The organism is Symbiopectobacterium purcellii (assembly GCF_052050035.1).
GTDB classification, from domain to species: Bacteria; Pseudomonadota; Gammaproteobacteria; order Enterobacterales; family Enterobacteriaceae; genus Symbiopectobacterium; species Symbiopectobacterium purcellii_A.
This window is the reverse complement of sequence record NZ_CP189882.1, coordinates 470,398-485,922: the sequence shown is the minus strand read 5'-3', so window position 1 is coordinate 485,922 and position 15,525 is coordinate 470,398. Positions and strand designations below refer to the sequence as shown.

General features: G+C 54.5%; 15 protein-coding genes and 1 pseudogene. 9 read left to right on the top strand and 7 right to left on the bottom strand.

What is annotated here, in order from left to right:
• Nucleotides 1-57 precede the first annotated feature (57 nt).
• The 3 genes and pseudogenes from istA to ACQGXV_RS04350 form a co-directional block, all read left to right on the top strand.
• Nucleotides 58-1,086, top strand: coding sequence for an IS21 family transposase (istA, locus tag ACQGXV_RS04360; RefSeq protein WP_440864972.1), 1,029 nt, complete (start codon nt 58-60; stop codon nt 1,084-1,086).
• On the top strand, nt 1,083-1,835 hold the full coding sequence (gene istB / locus ACQGXV_RS04355) for an IS21-like element helper ATPase IstB (RefSeq protein ID WP_440864971.1): 753 nt from the start codon (nt 1,083-1,085) through the stop codon (nt 1,833-1,835). Before istA ends, istB begins: the two co-directional genes overlap by 4 nt.
• A gap of 142 nt (nt 1,836-1,977) precedes the next feature.
• A pseudogene (locus ACQGXV_RS04350) lies at nt 1,978-2,100 on the top strand (DUF1107 family protein); the annotation flags it as partial.
• 79 nt (nt 2,101-2,179) lie between these two features.
• Here the strand turns inward: ACQGXV_RS04350 and ACQGXV_RS04345 are convergent.
• The gene (locus ACQGXV_RS04345; protein WP_440864970.1) at nt 2,180-3,520 is read right to left on the bottom strand and encodes a hemolysin family protein; all 1,341 of its coding nucleotides are present in this window, start codon (nt 3,518-3,520) and stop codon (nt 2,180-2,182) included.
• 175 nt (nt 3,521-3,695) lie between these two features.
• Nucleotides 3,696-4,361 carry a peptide-methionine (S)-S-oxide reductase MsrA gene (gene msrA, locus ACQGXV_RS04340; protein WP_440864969.1) on the bottom strand — a complete coding sequence of 222 codons (666 nt, stop codon included), beginning with the start codon at nt 4,359-4,361 and terminating at the stop codon, nt 3,696-3,698.
• 212 nt (nt 4,362-4,573) lie between these two features.
• On the opposite strand from msrA, the gene tamA reads away from it, so the two are divergent.
• The 4 genes from tamA (at nt 4,574) to ACQGXV_RS04320 (ending at nt 11,645) form a co-directional block, all read left to right on the top strand.
• Complete coding sequence (gene tamA / locus ACQGXV_RS04335) at nt 4,574-6,310, top strand: autotransporter assembly complex protein TamA (RefSeq protein ID WP_440864968.1); 1,737 nt, start codon at nt 4,574-4,576, stop codon at nt 6,308-6,310.
• The gene (gene tamB / locus ACQGXV_RS04330; RefSeq protein WP_440864967.1) at nt 6,307-10,176 is read left to right on the top strand and encodes an autotransporter assembly complex protein TamB; all 3,870 of its coding nucleotides are present in this window, start codon (nt 6,307-6,309) and stop codon (nt 10,174-10,176) included. The genes tamA and tamB overlap by 4 nt, the downstream gene beginning before the upstream one ends.
• Nucleotides 10,177-10,178: 2 nt before the next feature.
• Nucleotides 10,179-10,520 carry a gamma-glutamylcyclotransferase family protein gene (locus ACQGXV_RS04325; protein WP_440864966.1) on the top strand — a complete coding sequence of 114 codons (342 nt, stop codon included), beginning with the start codon at nt 10,179-10,181 and terminating at the stop codon, nt 10,518-10,520.
• A 216-nt stretch (nt 10,521-10,736) separates the two neighbouring features.
• Nucleotides 10,737-11,645 (top strand): siderophore-interacting protein, encoded by a 909-nt coding sequence (locus ACQGXV_RS04320; RefSeq protein ID WP_440864965.1) that lies wholly within the window; start codon nt 10,737-10,739, stop codon nt 11,643-11,645.
• Between the two features lie 68 nt (nt 11,646-11,713).
• Here ACQGXV_RS04320 and ppa read toward each other — a convergent pair whose 3' ends face one another.
• Together ppa and plsY are read right to left on the bottom strand one after the other, a co-directional pair.
• Nucleotides 11,714-12,241, bottom strand: coding sequence for an inorganic diphosphatase (gene ppa, locus ACQGXV_RS04315; RefSeq protein ID WP_440864964.1), 528 nt, complete (start codon nt 12,239-12,241; stop codon nt 11,714-11,716).
• Nucleotides 12,242-12,335: 94 nt separating this feature from the next.
• Nucleotides 12,336-12,962: a glycerol-3-phosphate 1-O-acyltransferase PlsY gene (gene plsY / locus ACQGXV_RS04310; RefSeq protein ID WP_440864963.1), complete on the bottom strand. Its 627-nt coding sequence runs from the start codon at nt 12,960-12,962 to the stop codon at nt 12,336-12,338.
• A 107-nt stretch (nt 12,963-13,069) separates the two neighbouring features.
• On the opposite strand from plsY, the gene folB reads away from it, so the two are divergent.
• Nucleotides 13,070-13,423, top strand: coding sequence for a bifunctional dihydroneopterin aldolase/7,8-dihydroneopterin epimerase (gene folB, locus ACQGXV_RS04305; protein ID WP_440867237.1), 354 nt, complete (start codon nt 13,070-13,072; stop codon nt 13,421-13,423).
• 152 nt (nt 13,424-13,575) lie between these two features.
• Nucleotides 13,576-14,394, top strand: a complete 819-nt coding sequence (gene bacA, locus ACQGXV_RS04300) for an undecaprenyl-diphosphate phosphatase (RefSeq protein WP_440864962.1) — start codon at nt 13,576-13,578, stop codon at nt 14,392-14,394.
• Nucleotide 14,395: 1 nt separating this feature from the next.
• On the opposite strand, the gene ACQGXV_RS04295 is transcribed toward bacA, so the two are convergent.
• The 3 genes from ACQGXV_RS04295 to ACQGXV_RS04285 are packed head-to-tail and all read right to left on the bottom strand — an operon-like array spanning nt 14,396 to nt 15,501.
• Nucleotides 14,396-14,596, bottom strand: coding sequence for a Crp/Fnr family transcriptional regulator (locus tag ACQGXV_RS04295; RefSeq protein ID WP_440867235.1), 201 nt, complete (start codon nt 14,594-14,596; stop codon nt 14,396-14,398).
• A gap of 45 nt (nt 14,597-14,641) precedes the next feature.
• Entirely contained in the window at nt 14,642-15,109 is a 468-nt protein-coding gene (locus tag ACQGXV_RS04290; protein WP_440864961.1) for a Crp/Fnr family transcriptional regulator, read from the bottom strand.
• Entirely contained in the window at nt 15,070-15,501 is a 432-nt protein-coding gene (locus tag ACQGXV_RS04285; protein ID WP_440867233.1) for an IS630 family transposase, read from the bottom strand. The genes ACQGXV_RS04290 and ACQGXV_RS04285 overlap by 40 nt, the downstream gene beginning before the upstream one ends.
• Between the last annotated feature and the right edge of the window lie 24 nt (nt 15,502-15,525).

Genomic DNA, 15,525 nt, shown 5'->3' with positions numbered 1-15,525 from the left:
CTGCCGATGTAAATCTGACCCACCTAGGGTAAAAATGGCAGTTTTAAGACACTGCCAATGATGACATTGGAGACCAGAGTGGAGATTCACGTTTTACACCGTCAAGGCATGTCCATCCGCGCCATCGCGCGGCAGCTTTCATGCTCCCGCGAGACCGTTCGACGATATATCCGTAGTCCACTACCGGTGGCTGACATGCGTTACAAGCCGCGTATGCCTACAACATGCAAGCTTGACCCGTTCAAGCCGTATGTTCTCGAGCGCGTTGCTGCTGCCAGACCACAGTGGATACCGGCCAGTGTGCTGCTGCGCGAGATAGGCCAACGGGGATATGATGGCGGCTATAGCATGCTTACCGCATTTCTACACCCCATGAAGCAGCCCGTTACTGAGGCGGTCACGCGCTTTGAGACCGAACCCGGCGTACAGATGCAGGTTGATTTCACCATCGTCAGGCAGGGCCATAACCCGTTGCTGGCCTTCGTCGCTACGCTGGGCTGGAGCCGGGCGACTTTCGTCAAGTTCTACAGCAACCAGGAGTCCGCCGCCTGGTGTGACGGCATTGAGTCTGCACTTAAGTTCTTTGGCGGAACTCCGCATCAGTTGCTGTTCGACAACGCCAAGGCCATCATTATTGAGCGTGATGTCTACGGGCCCGGCAAGCATCGCTGGAACCCTCAGTTGATGCAACTGGCTGAGAAGTATGCCTTTACGCCTAAAGTTTGCCGTCCCTACCGCGCCAAGACTAAGGGCAAGGTCGAACGCTTCAACCATTACCTCAAGAACAGCTTTGTTGTGCCGCTTGCCGCCACGTTTCGCCAGGCTGGGCTGATACTGGACGTCCCCGCGGCTAATGCACGCATTGGTGAGTGGTTGATCACCGTTGCCAACACCCGTAAACATGGCACCACCGGTATTCCGCCTGAACAACGCATGCCGCGTGAGCGGGCTGCGTTGTTGCCATTGCCGAAGATAACACTGGCATTGCCTCCACCGGTACCGGCGAGTTGCTCGCGCCCCATACCCACAGAGAGTCTCCAGCACCCGTTGGCTACGTATCAGGCGCTACTGGAGGTAGAAGCATGAACCTCCAGCATGATCGTATCGCAGCGCTCTGCGAGCAGCTTAAGCTCGATAGATTACCGGCTGAGTGGCCCGCCGTTGCTCAGACGACGATCGACAGCAACGGCACTCATGCCGACTTCCTTGAAGCTGCTTTACAGCTTCAGCATGATGGGCTGAACGAACGGCGCCGGCAGACTATTTTGCGTTTATCAGGCCTACCGGTGATCAAGACGCTGGAGCAGTTTGATTTCGCCTTTGCGAGTGGCGTACCTCGCAGTCAGATCCAGGAGTTGGCCGGGCTGGCGTTTATCGAGCGTCAGGAGAACCTGGTCTTGCTGGGTCCGTCCGGGGTAGGTAAAACGCACCTGGCGACAGCACTCGGCTACAGAGCCGCGATGGCCGGAATGAGTATTCGGTTCGTCACAGCCGCAGATCTGATGCTACAGCTGCTCGCATCACATCGTCAGGGGGAGTTAAAAAGCTATCTTAATCGCGTTGTGGGTAAGCCTAAGTTGTTGATCATAGATGAGGTTGGCTACCTTCCCTTCGGTAAAATGGAAGCCAATCTGTTCTTCCAGGTTATCGCTAAACGGTATGAGTCAGGCAGCGTGGTCCTGACCAGCAACCTGCCGTTTACCCAGTGGTCGGGGATATTCGGAGATGATGAAACGCTGACGGCGGCGATGCTGGATCGGCTGCTTCACCATGCGCATATCGCGCAAATCAGCGGTCAAAGCTATCGACTGAAAGATAAGGGCTTTGTTGAATAAATCAGAATTAGCCGACAGGATGACTCCCTCTGCTACACCTGTTATCCTATAGCCAACCGACTTAAAAATGATTACATCCTATGCCCTGATATGCGGCAAAGAAGCATAGCTGGCTGTTATCAAAATAATGTCGCTTGGCTATATCGGTGCTTTCGAGTTTGATTACGGCAAGATATTATTGCCGAAAACCCAAGACAAACAGCATTTGCTGGTGATGTCTGAGGTGAACCGTCAGGTGCTGCGGCTGCAAGCCGACATGGGTTAGCGGTTCAAGAGGAACGCTGCTGCCGCCAATGATGGGCAGCAGCAATGGGCCAGCGGTTCAGGCTGGCACAGGTTGAAGACTAGCTTTTGGGTTCTGCCGTGGATTCGGCATCGGCAATGGTCGTTGACGCGGGGTTCTTCTCTTCAAGGCGGGTGACCAGCAACTGGTCAATCTTGTAGCTGTCGATATCCACCACTTCAAATTTATAGCCTGCAAAGCGGACATAATCGGTGCGTTTCGGGATCTTACGCAGCGTATACATCATAAAGCCGCCGATGGTTTCGTAATTGTCCGAATGGGGAAAATCGTCGATATCCAGCGCACGCATCACATCTTCAATCGGCGTGCCGCCATCGATGAGCCACGAGTTTTCATCACGCGCCACAATCTGTTCTTCCATACCCTGACCAACCAGATCGCCCATCAGCGTGGTCATCACGTCGTTCAGAGTGATAATGCCGACCACCAGCGCATATTCGTTCAGGATCACCGCGAAATCTTCGCCCGCCGCTTTAAAGCTTTCCAGCGCTTCCGAGAGTGTCAGCGTATCGGGCACAATCAGTGCAGTACGGATTTGAATGCCGCCATTGAGCGCAAGACTCTGGTTGCCCAAAACGCGGTTGAGCAGATCCTTGGAGTCAACATAACCGACGACCTGGTCGATGTTGCCGTTGCACACCAGAAACTTGGAGTGCGGCTGCTGTGCAATCTTCTCTTTGATTTGCGCTTCGTCTTCGTGCAGATCGAAAAACACTACGCTTTCTCGCGATGTCATCGACGAGGGCACCGTGCGTGATTCCAGCTCAAAGACGTTTTCAATCAATTCATGTTCCTGCTTACGCAGCACGCCCGCCAGCGCCCCGGCTTCCACCACGGCATAAATATCATCGGAGGTGATGTCGTCGTTGCGTACCATAGGCAGTTTGAGTAAACGAAAGATCACATTCGACAGGCCGTTAAAAAACCACACCAACGGACGGAAAAAGAACAAGCAGAAGCGCATGGGATTGATAATCCGGATAGCAACGGCTTCCGGTGTCGTCATGCCAATGCGTTTCGGCGTTAAATCGCCTAACAGAATAAACAGGCTGGTCACCAGCACAAAGGAACAGGCAAAGCTGACGGTATCGGCCATTTCTGGCGTAATGAAACGTTGGAAAAATACGGTGAAATAGGGGGAGAACGCTTGATCGCCGATAATACCGGCCAGAATGGCCACGGCGTTAATGCCGATTTGAATAACGGTAAAAAAGATACCGGGCGTTTCTTGGAGTTTTAGCACCATGGCGGCGTTGAGATTCCCATCATCGGCCATCTGTTTAAGTTTTATTTTGCGTGAAGCGGCCAGCGATATCTCGGACAACGAGAAAAACGCACTGAGCGCGATGAGAAGAACTATCAGTAATAAACTGTTTAACATATGTTTTCCAGCCGTCGTGGCCGTATCCTCAGGAAGGTCATGAATGCATGAATAGTAATAATCGCATTAGATGACAGAATGAATAATGCCGCCGTAACGGATGTCAGGCGGCGCAAGCATTATAACGGTGTTGATGGGCCATTTGGCAAGCATGGCGTAAAATATGAGCAATTTATCAGGTGCTGGGCGGTAAACACAGGCCGATGCCCGCCAATCCGCAATAGCCGCCGGGATTCTTGTGCAGGTATTGCTGGTGTTCATCTTCCGCGTAATAAAAGGGGCCCGCCTGGACGATTTCTGTGCTGATGGTGCGTGCATCACCGCTGGCATGCATGGCTTGCTGGAAACGTACCAGACTGGCTTGTGCCAACGTCATCTCTTCTGCGGTGAGCGTGTACATGGCTGAGCGATACTGCGTGCCGAGATCGTTACCCTGTCGCATGCCTTGTGCCGGATCGTGATTTTCCCAAAACAGTTGTAGCAGGCGTTCGTAGCTGATGACGGCAGGATCGTAGACGATGCGTACCGCTTCGGCGTGACCGGTAAGTCCGCTACAGACTTCACGGTAGGTTGGATTGGGCGTAAAGCCGCCGGTGTAGCCTGCTGCGGTGCTGTATACGCCTGCCTGCTGCCAGAACAAACGCTCCACGCCCCAAAAACAGCCCATGGCGAACAGCGCAACGTCCATATTGTCAGGAACGTGAGTCATGGAATGTTGGCTGACAACGTTCAGGCGTGCCAGCGGCATTGGCGTGCCTCGTCCTGGCAGTGCTTCTGATTGACGGATACGTTGGTTTTTATCACTGTGCTGTACCACGTTGTTACTCCCGCGATAATCCATGTTATTCATAGGTAACAGAATAACTAAGAAAGTTCACGCTGTCTTTATCGTTCAAGGCCATTTAAGGTTAAGGCGTTGCGCAACCTGCATTTTTGAAATTATTGATTACACTTTAGAATGGGTGTAGATGAGGATGTTAAGTGGGATTGTTTTTGACATGATTTTCAACACACGCCTGTGTAGAACAATATAAACGAACGTGGGGAGTTGGCGTGTCACGATACCGTACTTGGCTTTTTGTGTGCCTGCTTGCAACTGCATCGTCCTATGCAGAGAACGTGCGTTTGCAAGTGGTAGGATTGGAAGGGGAATTACAGCGCAACGTCCGTGCGCGCTTGTCTACCATTGGCCCTGATGAAGTCAGCGCCGACGGGCGCTTTCGTGCCCGGGTTGATGATGCGATCCGGCGCGGGTTAAGGGCGCTGGGGTATTACGATCCGCAAATCAATTTTGAGTACCGCCCGGCAAAAAACGGCGGACGTCCGCTGCTGTTGGTGACGGTGACGCCGGGTGAGCCGGTCAAAATCGCGGGTACCGATGTTCTGCTGCGGGGCGATGCCAGCAGCGACAGTGATTTCCTCCAACTGCGGCGCCGCAGTCTGCCTGCGATAGGCAGCGTGCTGAACCACGGGGACTATGATGATTTTAAGCGTTCATTAAATAACCTGGCTCTGCGTAAAGGGTATTTTGATGCGTACTACAACAAAAGCCAGTTGGGCGTGATCCGCGAAACGCGGGAAGCCTTCTGGGATATCGATTATGACGGCGGTACCCGTTACCGTTTCGGTGATGTGCACTTCCAGGGCAGTCAAATTGATGAAGCCTATCTGCGCAATTTGATCCCGTTTGAACGGGGCGATGAGTATACCAGCGAAGATCTGGGCGAATTAAACCGGCGTTTGTCCGCCACCGGATGGTTCACCTCGGCAGTGGTCTCCCCCAATTTCGCGGCGGGAAAAACCGATAAAATTCTGCCGCTGGATGCGGTGGTTACACCGCTTGCGCGCAATTTACTGGAAACCGGGGTGGGATACTCCACTGACGTGGGGCCGCGCTTTCAGACCACGTGGCGCATGCCGTGGATCAACGAGCGTGGGCACAGTCTGGAAAGCAGCCTGAGCGTCTCGGCACCGGAGCAGTCGTTGGATTTCAGTTACAAAATCCCCTTGCTGAGAAGCCCGCTGGAGCAGTTCTACTTGCTACAAGCCGGTTTTAAACGCGAAGACCTGAATGACACCAAATCAGACGGCACCATGCTCAACGTGGCGCGCTTCTGGACGCTTAATCGCGGTTGGCAGCGCTCTATTAACCTGCACTGGAGTCTCGATCACTTTACTCAGGGCAGTGTCACCCATACCACCATGCTGCTCTATCCCGGCCTGACGCTGAATCGCACTCGTCAGCGCGGCGGGACCATGCCCACCTGGGGGGATTCACAGCGCTACTCGCTGGATATCTCAGATACCACCTGGGGCTCGGATATCGATTTTGCAGTGATACAGGCACAGAACGTCTGGATCCGCACGTTGGAGGATAAGCACCGTTTTGTCGCGCGTGGCAACGTCGGTTGGATTGAAACCAACAGCTTCTCTCGCGTGCCGCCGTCATTGCGCTTCTTTGCCGGGGGCGATCGCAGCATTCGCGGCTATAAGTTCCGCTCTATCTCACCGCGCGATGACGAAGGCAAACTGACCGGTGCGTCAAAATTGCTGACTGGCTCTCTGGAATACCAGTACAACTTTACCGGACGCTGGTGGGGGGCGGTGTTTGTCGATACCGGTGATGCGGTAAACGATCTCAAGATCAACGACCTGAAAACCGGTGCCGGTGTCGGGATCCGCTGGGCCTCGCCAGTGGGGCCGGTCAAATTTGATTTTGCCGTCCCGGTTAATGATTCCGAGAGACGTAACGATCTCCAGTTCTATATTGGTTTGGGGCCTGAGCTATGAGCCTGATAAAGAAAATAGCCATTGGGGCCATCGCATTTTTGTTGCTGTTGCTCATCACGCTGGCGGGATTACTGTTTACCACGCCGGGGTTGCATCTGCTGCTGAATGGCGCGGCGCGCTGGGTGCCAGGGTTGGAGATCGCCGAGGTGCAAGGCGGTTGGCGCGATCTGACACTGCGCGGTGTCGGTTATCAAACGCCGGGTATCACGCTCAACGCCGGTGAACTCCACCTCTCGCTGGCGCTGGGCTGCCTGACGCGTAGCCAGATTTGCATCGATGATATTGCGCTACGCGATCTTGATGTCGTCATCGACAGCAGCGCCATGCCGCCGCCTGCGCAGACGCAAGCCCCCAGTGCACCGGTGTGCGAACTGAAGGCGCCGTTCCCGATACGTCTTAGCCAACTGACACTCAACAATATCCGCGTCACGCTGGATGATACCGCTGTCTCGCTGGGTGAACTGCACACCGGCATGCACTGGGAAGGACGCGCGTTGACCTTGCTGCCAACGCAAATCAATGCGCTGCTGGTGGCACTGCCGAAAACCAAACCGACAGCGACTGTCGCGGAAAGTACGCTGGCGGCCACCAAAGATGGCAAGGTCACCGCTTCGGAAGTGGGCGATATCGCCTCCGCGACGGCGCAGGCTGCTGTCGCACCGCAACCTGGAGCAACGCCACCGGTACCGGAAAACGTGGCGCTGCCACCTGCCTTGGGCGAGCAGCTACAGGCGCTGTTTGCCAAGCCGCTGCTGCCGGCGTTGCCCGCGTTCACACTGCCACTTGATATAAACATCAGCGATTTGCGTGGCGAACAACTGCGGCTGACCGGCGATCAAGATATCACGCTCACCACGTTGCAATTGAAAGCCTCTACCCAACAACAACATATTCAGCTGGAAAAACTCGCGATCCAGTCGCCGCAAGGTGCCTTGCATGCGGCGGGTGAGGCTACGTTGAGCGATAACTGGCCGCTGTCTTTTGTTCTGAACGGGGTGGTGAATACCGCGCCGTTGAAAGGCGAGAAGGTCAAACTGACGGTGGAGGGTAGCCTGCATGACTGGCTGAACACCACGTTTAACCTGTCCGGGCCGCAGCGTGCGCTGCTCACCCTGAAAGCGCAGTTGGCCCAGCCTGAACTGCCGTTGGCGCTGACCGTGCAGTCTGAGCGTTTTGCCTGGCCGCTAACGGGAGACGCGGAGTATCAGGTTAATAATCTGGAGTTAAACCTCACCGGGAATGCCACGGATTATACCTTGAAGGTCAATGGTGATATTCGCGGTAGCGCCTTGCCGCCCGCTACGCTGGCGTTGGAAGGCAAAGGCAATCTGCAGCAGTTTGATATAAGCCCGCTAAGGCTCTCTGCGTTGCAAGGCTCCGCTGAGTTGCGTGCACTGGTGGACTGGAGTAAGGCCATCAGTTGGCGCAGCGAACTGGTGCTCGATGGTATTAACACGGCGAAGCAATGGCCGGAATGGCCTGCGCGCATTGATGGCAAAATCAGTACGCGCGGCAGCCTGTACGGTGGGAACTGGCAGGTGGCGGTGACTGAACTGCGCCTGAACGGCAATATCAAGCAAAACAAACTGACGGCGCAAGGCTCGTTGAACGGCAATGCCGCAGGCCAGTGGCACATTCCCGGCATCAACCTGGCATTGGGGCGTAACCAGATTGATGTCAAAGGCGATTTAGGTCAGCAATGGAAACTGGACGGCCTCATTGATGCCCCTGCGTTAAACGGTGCCTTGCCGGGACTGGCAGGGCGCGTCACTGGCACGGTTCGGCTGCGCGGTAACCACACCGCACCACAGCTGTTGGCGGATCTCAATGGCACAGGGCTGCGCTGGCAGGGGTTATCAATCAATCGCCTGACGCTGGAGAGCGATGTGCGCTCGGATGCGCAAGTGAATGGCCGAATGGCGTTGCGCGTTGAGCAACTGCAACAGGAAGGCGTGAAGGTTTCTCTGCTGACACTGAACGCGCAGGGCAATGAGCAGCAGCATCAGCTGCGCCTGAACGTAGAAGGGGAACCGGTCGCCGGACAGCTGACCCTGACCGGGCACTTCGACAGAGCACAGCAGCGTTGGCGCGGTACGCTCGATAAAACCCAGTTCACTACGCCGGTGGGGGAATGGCGTTTGTCGCCCTCCCTGTCACTGGATTATCAGCAAGCGCTGGCGCGCATCACACTCGGTGCGCACTGTTGGCAAAACCCGAATGCGGAGCTGTGCGTGCCGCGTGCCGTCGACATTGGCCCGAGCGGCCAAGCCAGCGTGGTGTTGAACCGCTTTGATTTGAAGATGCTGGAACCGTTTTTGGGCGCAGACACTGCGCTGAGCGGCGTCTTTACCGGGCGTGCTGACGTCGCCTGGCAGCCGGGCGGTGGGTTGCCGCAGGCAAAAATCGCGCTTACCGGGAACAAGGTTGCACTGCGTCAGCAGATGAACGGCAACACGCTGCCTGTCGATTTTGACACTTTTACGCTGAATGCGGGCGTCGATCGCGGTCGCGCGACGCTGGGATGGCTCATCGCTATTCACAATAATGGCCAGTTTCGCGGTGATATTCAGGTGACGGACCCGCAGGGACGACGCAAATTGGGGGGGGATATCGCCATCGACAAAATCTCCCTTGCGCTGCTGAATCCGGCGTTAAGCCGGGGTGAGAAAGCGGCGGGTATGCTGAACGGCGCGTTGCGAGTTGGCGGTAATGTGCGCCAGCCACAGTTGAACGGACAACTGGCGCTGGAAGGGCTGGATATCGACGGTCACTGGATGCCTATCGATCTTACCGATGTCCGGTTGGCGGTGAGCTTCAATGGCATGAGTTCTACGCTACAGGGTTTTCTGAAAACCACGCAAGGCCAGCTTAATCTTAACGGGGATGCGGATTGGCATCAGCCGGAAGCATGGCGGGCGCGTATTGCGGCGAAGGGTGACCGCGTTCGTGTCACGCTGCCGCCGACGGTGCGGCTCGATGTTTCCCCGGATATTGAGTTTGAAGCCACGCCACAACTCTTTACGCTCAATGGGTCGGTCAGGGTGCCATGGGCGCGTATCACCGTACAACAGATGCCGGAAAATGCGGTGGATGTCTCCTCGGATGAAGTGCTGTTGGATGAACAACGCCAGCCGCTAGCGCGTAACAACGCTGCGATACCGATCAACAGTAACCTGACCATTCGCGTGGGTGACGATGTGCGCCTTGATGCCTTTGGCCTGCGCGCCAGTTTGCAAGGCGACCTGAAAATGGTGCAGGACGAGCGCGGTTTGGGGCTGAACGGCCAGATCAACATCCCTACCGGGCGTTTCAAGGCCTACGGGCAGGATTTGATCGTGCAAAAAGGGATTCTGGTGTTCTCCGGGCCACCCGCCGAACCGAATCTTAACATCGAAGCGGTGCGCAATCCTGATAATACGGCGGATGGTGTGACGGCGGGTGTGCGCATCACTGGCGCGGCTAGCGCGCCCCACATCGAGGTGTTTTCCTCACCGACATTATCGCAACAAGAAGCATTATCTTACCTGTTACGGGGTCAAGGACTGGACAGCACCGGTTCAGACAGTAATATGATGACCTCGGCCTTAGTAGGGTTAGGGGTTGTGCAAAGTGGTCAAGTTGTGGGTAGAATCGGCGAGGCCTTTGGCGTAAGTGATTTAGCTCTGGATACACAGGGCGCTGGCGACGACTCTCAGGTTGTGGTCAGCGGTTACGTCCTCCCAGGCCTTCAGGTCAGATACGGCATTGGCATATTTGACTCTTTAGCAACGTTGACGTTGCGTTATCGGTTAATGCCAAGACTCTATTTGGAAGCGGTGTCTGGTCTCGATCAGGCACTGAATGTGCTCTATCAGTTCGAGTTTTAGCGATGCGAATTATTGTTTATGGCAGTTTACGACGCAAACAGGGAAACAGTCACTGGATGACGAACGCACAGTGGCTAGGGGATTGTCAGCTCGGTGGTTACGAGATGTATGACCTTGGCCATTATCCTGCGGTGGTAGTCGGGGAAGGGGAAATTCTTTGCGAAGTTTATCGCATAAGCTCATCTATCCTGACAGAACTCGATGCGCTAAAGCGTGATGGCCACGAATACAAGCGCGAGTTAATCAGCACCCCGCTCGGGAGTGCGTGGATCTATCTGTATCAACACTCGGTAACAGGGTTGCCGCGTATAGACGATGGCGATTGGCTGACGCGCGAGCATTAATGATACTGGGTAGTTTGTAAATAAAAGCGTAACCGGCGCGGTGTCGGTTACGATTCATCTCTCTTTTCCTTGCCCCCACCTTTACCACACCGTTCTGTTATCTTTTTATTAACAATAATGTTTCTCATTATCAATCACGAATGCTAAGGTGAACGCCCCTTTGGGCCCGATGTGGGGCCATTCTGGCTGCCCCTGCGGGATTAGATGAGAAAGGTCATGGCAGAAAAACAGAAATACCGCATTTTTAACGTTGTGCTGGCGCATAAAACTTACCTGACGCCTTCCCTGATGCGCTGTGTGTTCTCCGGTGAGTCGGTACGTCAGATGAAAATGGACGCACAGGATCAACGCATCAAGCTGCTGCTTCCTCCCGCCGATGGCGTTTTCCCCGAATTGCCTGACAGTGATGAGTGGTATCGCCAGTGGCTGGCGCTGCCCAAGGCGCAGCGGCCGGTGATGCGCTCCTACACCCTGCGCGATGTGGATGTGGCTAACGGTGAAATGGCGGTAGAGTTTGTGGTTCATGGCACTGAAGGGCCAGCGTCTGCCTGGGCAATGCAGGCGCAACCGGGGGAAGCATTGCGCATTGTTGCGCCGTGCGTCGGTGATTATGAAGGCGATAGCGGCGGCTATGAGTGGCTGCCGCAAGCGGAAATGACCCATGCGTTGTTAATTGGTGATGAAACTGCGCTGCCTGCTATCAAGGGCATTCTGGAACGGCTGGCGCAGCAGTCGAACCTCGTGCAGGTGCAGGCGTTTATCGAAGTGCCGCTGGAAGCCGACTGCGTGGATATGAGCGCGTTTGCCTTTGCCGAGGTACACTGGCTACCGCGTAAGCCGCAGGGTGCCTCTTACGGTGAACGGCTGTTGCATAGCGTGCGAGCGTATGTGCGTTTGCCGGAGATACGCGCGCAAGCAGAAGCCACCGAATTGCATGAAGTGGCAGAAGGTGAGTTGCTGTGGGAGTCTGCCAGTCAGACGCACGGCCAATTCTTTGGCTGGGTGGCTGCGGAGTCTTCGGTGGTGAAAAACCTGCGGCGTTACTTATCCTGTGAACGTCAGGTGCCACGCGATATCATCACGTTTATGGCTTACTGGAGCCGCGAACGGCAGCGAGATCTTTAACCGCGCGCGGAAAAGAAAACGGCGAGGAAATCCTCGCCGTAACATAGGTTGCGCAGTGCGCTACACGCTTATTTTTTCGCGCGTTCAAAGGAGGCAACGATCTCGGCTTTAGCCGCTTCCACGTTTTCCCAACCTTCAACTTTCACCCATTTGCCTTTTTCCAGCGCTTTGTATTGCTCGAAGAAGTGGGCGATTTGGCCACGCAGCAGTTCCGGCAGATCGTTCACATCCTTGATGTGATCGTATTCTTTGCTCAGTTTGGTGTGCGGCACGGCAACCACTTTGGCATCTTCACCGGATTCGTCAGTCATTTTCAGTACGCCAACCGGACGGCAGCGGATCACTGAACCGGGTTGCAGCGGATACGGCGTCGGTACCAGTACGTCAACCGGGTCACCGTCCAGAGACAACGTGTTGTTGATGTAGCCGTAGTTGCACGGGTAGAACATCGCCGTTGCCATGAAACGGTCTACAAACAGGGCGCCAGTTTCTTTATCGACTTCGTACTTGATGGGGTCAGCGTTGGCCGGGATCTCAATAACTACATAGATATCATCCGGCAGTGATTTGCCCGCCGGGACGTTGATCAAACTCATGTCTGTTTCCTTTTTTCTAACGTCAGAAATGGAGTGGCGGCCATTATAGCCAACCCATTGGTAAAGTGCTGTGGTTTTTCACTCTCAGTGGCGTTTAGTCAGCGTCATCGTTCGGCGGGGTTTCTTCTTTGCTACGGCGCTTCCAAATCTTGCTTTCCTGTCCGCGCCACAGACGTTGAATATTGTCGTGATGCCGCATCAGGATCAGGCAAGAGAGCATGGCCATCGGAAAGGTAAATTGCGGTTTGAACCACCACACATAAAAGGGTGCAATCAGTGCGCTTACAATGGCCCCGAGGGAGGAATAGCCGCTCAGCAGTACGTTAAGCAGCCAGGTGACGGTCATGACACCGGTCAGATCCCAGCCGACAGGCGCGATAGCACCAAACGCGGTTGCCACGCCTTTCCCGCCGCGAAAACGGAAAAATACTGGGTAGATATGGCCCAAACAGGCGGCAATCGCGGTAATACCAAGATAAAGCGTTGTAACGCCGAGCGCGTAAGCGCCCCAGACCGGTAACATGCCTTTTAGCACGTCAAACACCAACACCGTAGCGGCGGCGGCTTTGCCTCCGATACGCAATACGTTAGTCGCGCCGGGGTTTCCTGAGCCATGCTGACGTGTATCGGGCAGATCCGCGATGCGGCACACCAGAATAGCACTGGAGATGGAGCCGCACAGATACGCGAAAATTATCATGCCAAGCGCGGTAGCACTCATAACGCGGTTCCGTTGAATAAAGGTCGTTTTACAGTTGCCATCCGTGGATAATACGCATATTCCGGCGGAAGTGATACCAACCAGCGCCAAAATCAGAGAACGACGTGATGGATATTGTATTTATAGAAGAACTTACCGTGATTGCCACTATCGGCGTTTACGACTGGGAACAAACTATTTCGCAAAAGCTGGTGCTCGATATCGAAATGGGCTGGGATAACCGTAAGGCCGCCGCAAGCGACGATGTCAACGACTGCCTCAGCTATGCCGATGTCAGCGACGCTGTGATTGCCCATGTCTCCAATCAGCCGTTTGCGCTGGTCGAGCGTGTGGCGGAAGAGGTGGCGCAATTGCTGATGCAGCGCTTTGCCATCCCCTGGCTGCGTATCAAAGTGAGCAAGCCGGGTGCGGTAGCGCAGGCGCGTCAGGTGGGCGTTGTGATTGAGCGTGGCACCCGGTAACCGAATTTTTTTATGAATCTTTTTTGTCAGTGAAACTAACACCCCGTTTTTTAGTCTATTGTAGTGGTGTTTAAAGTGGCGCACGCGGACAGCGTAGCCACTTTTTTTATGGGTGCTTCTTTTTTTTCGGTTCGGAAAGGCAGGGCGCGAGCATGGCAGATCTCCACACGTTGGTGGTGGCATTTATTCTTGGGGTTGTTGAAGGGTTGACGGAGTTTTTGCCCGTGTCATCGACGGGGCACATGATTATCGTTGGCAGTTGGTTGGGGTTTGATGATGAGAAGGCGAAAGCCTTTGAAGTCATTATCCAACTGGGCTCTATTTTGGCGGTCGTTGTGATGTTTTGGCGTCGTATGTTTGGGCTGATCGGTATCCACTTTGGCGCTGTTCCTCATGAGGGGCGCGGTAAAGATCGTCTGAAGCTGGGGCATATTCTGCTGGCGATGATCCCGGCGGTGGTGTTGGGGCTGGTGTTTCACAGCACCATCAAATCACTGTTTACACCGCAGAATGTGATGTTTGCTCTGATTGTTGGCGGTTTCCTGCTGCTGGCCGCAGAGTGGCTGAAGCCAAAGACGCCGCGTGCCAACGGGCTGGATGATATCACTTATCGCCAGGCATTTATGATTGGCTGTTTTCAATGTCTGGCGCTGTGGCCGGGGTTCTCCCGTTCGGGCGCGACCATTTCCGGCGGGATGCTGATGGGCGTCAGCCGCTACGCTGCCTCTGAGTTCTCCTTTATCTTGGCGGTGCCGATGATGATGGGCGCGACGGTGCTGGATCTGTATAAAAGCTGGCATTTCCTGTCGCTGGCCGATGTACCGATGTTCGCCGTGGGCTTTATCACCGCGTTTCTGGTCGCGCTGGTCGCTATCAAAACCTTCCTGAAACTGATCAAACGCATTTCGTTTGTCCCGTTCGCGATTTACCGCTTCTTCGTGGCGGGCGTCGTCTATCTGGTGTTCTTCTAACTTAGAAGGGACGCTGTGCCTGCGCGGCTAGCGCGCGCAGGTAGTCCAGATTGCATAACGTGATGTAACTGGCACGGCAGGTGATGTAACCCTGCCGCTGCCACTCCGCCATCAGGCGGCTCAAGGTCTCTGGGCGAATACCCAACTGTGTGGCCAACTGTCCGCGATTGAGCGGTAGACGAACCTGCGCGTTTGGCTGGATGTCTTGCTGGGAGCGGTGTAGGCGCAGCAGGTAATCCGCCAGCCGTTACCCCGCCGAACTGGAGGTGAGCCAGTCGATCTGGTTGATGGTGGCGTACAGCTTTTGACTGAGGTTGCCCAGCAGTTGCAGCGCCAGCGTCGCGCGTTGCAGACAAAACTGGTGCAGAGTCTCCCGTGGTATCAACATCGCTTGTCCTGCGCTGAGTGCCCGAATGTTCATCGGGAAGCGGCCGTGCTCCATGAACACGGCGGCGAGTGCTACCCATTCGCCGCGTTCAAACTGACCGAAGACCTTGTCATCCCCCTGATATAGCCAAGCGACATTATTTTGATAACAGCCAGCTATGCTTCTTTGCCGCATATCAGGGCATAGGATGTAATCATTTTTAAGTCGGTTGGCTATAGGTGTGACGAAACGCCTGGAGTTCACCCTGTTCCACCAGCGGACAGTATAGCCAAGCGACTTAATTTTGATTACACCATATGGACTGAGAACAAACTCTCTGTATCGCAACCCATCTCTCTTTTTTTGCTTTTTGCTTGTGCCCATTTATGCTCAATTGGGTTAAGATCTGGCGAATATGTAGGCAAATACTCCACCATATACCCTGCATCGATGATGACTTGTTGAATATTATGTTTTTTGTGAAAAGTGGCATTGTCCATCATGATTACACTGTTTTTAGGGAGTACTGGGATAAGGACTTGTGTGACCCAGGCATAGAAAACATCGCTGTTAATATTGATATCAAATAATCCGATAGCAAACAGCGTTGTGCCTAATAAAGCGCCGATAACATTTGTTCTTCCCCTAGCTCCCCAGTTCTTCAGGCCAAAACACCGTTGACCTTTTGGGGAATAGCCGTGAGTCCGTGGGGCATCGTGTGAAAAACCACTTTCATCAATAAAAACAACAGTATGAAAAAGAAG

What these genes read in the sequence shown, in the direction of transcription:
- istA (WP_440864972.1), top strand. Translation starts at nt 58, where the DNA reads ATGATGACATTGGAGACCAGAGTGGAGATTCACGTTTTACACCGTCAA.
- istB (WP_440864971.1), top strand. Translation starts at nt 1,083, where the DNA reads ATGAACCTCCAGCATGATCGTATCGCAGCGCTCTGCGAGCAGCTTAAG.
- ACQGXV_RS04345 (WP_440864970.1), bottom strand. Translation starts at nt 3,520, where the DNA reads ATGTTAAACAGTTTATTACTGATAGTTCTTCTCATCGCGCTCAGTGCG.
- msrA (WP_440864969.1), bottom strand. Translation starts at nt 4,361, where the DNA reads ATGGATTATCGCGGGAGTAACAACGTGGTACAGCACAGTGATAAAAAC.
- tamB (WP_440864967.1), top strand. Translation starts at nt 6,307, where the DNA reads ATGAGCCTGATAAAGAAAATAGCCATTGGGGCCATCGCATTTTTGTTG.
- ACQGXV_RS04325 (WP_440864966.1), top strand. Translation starts at nt 10,179, where the DNA reads ATGCGAATTATTGTTTATGGCAGTTTACGACGCAAACAGGGAAACAGT.
- ACQGXV_RS04320 (WP_440864965.1), top strand. Translation starts at nt 10,737, where the DNA reads ATGGCAGAAAAACAGAAATACCGCATTTTTAACGTTGTGCTGGCGCAT.
- ppa (WP_440864964.1), bottom strand. Translation starts at nt 12,241, where the DNA reads ATGAGTTTGATCAACGTCCCGGCGGGCAAATCACTGCCGGATGATATC.
- plsY (WP_440864963.1), bottom strand. Translation starts at nt 12,962, where the DNA reads ATGAGTGCTACCGCGCTTGGCATGATAATTTTCGCGTATCTGTGCGGC.
- folB (WP_440867237.1), top strand. Translation starts at nt 13,070, where the DNA reads ATGGATATTGTATTTATAGAAGAACTTACCGTGATTGCCACTATCGGC.
- bacA (WP_440864962.1), top strand. Translation starts at nt 13,576, where the DNA reads ATGGCAGATCTCCACACGTTGGTGGTGGCATTTATTCTTGGGGTTGTT.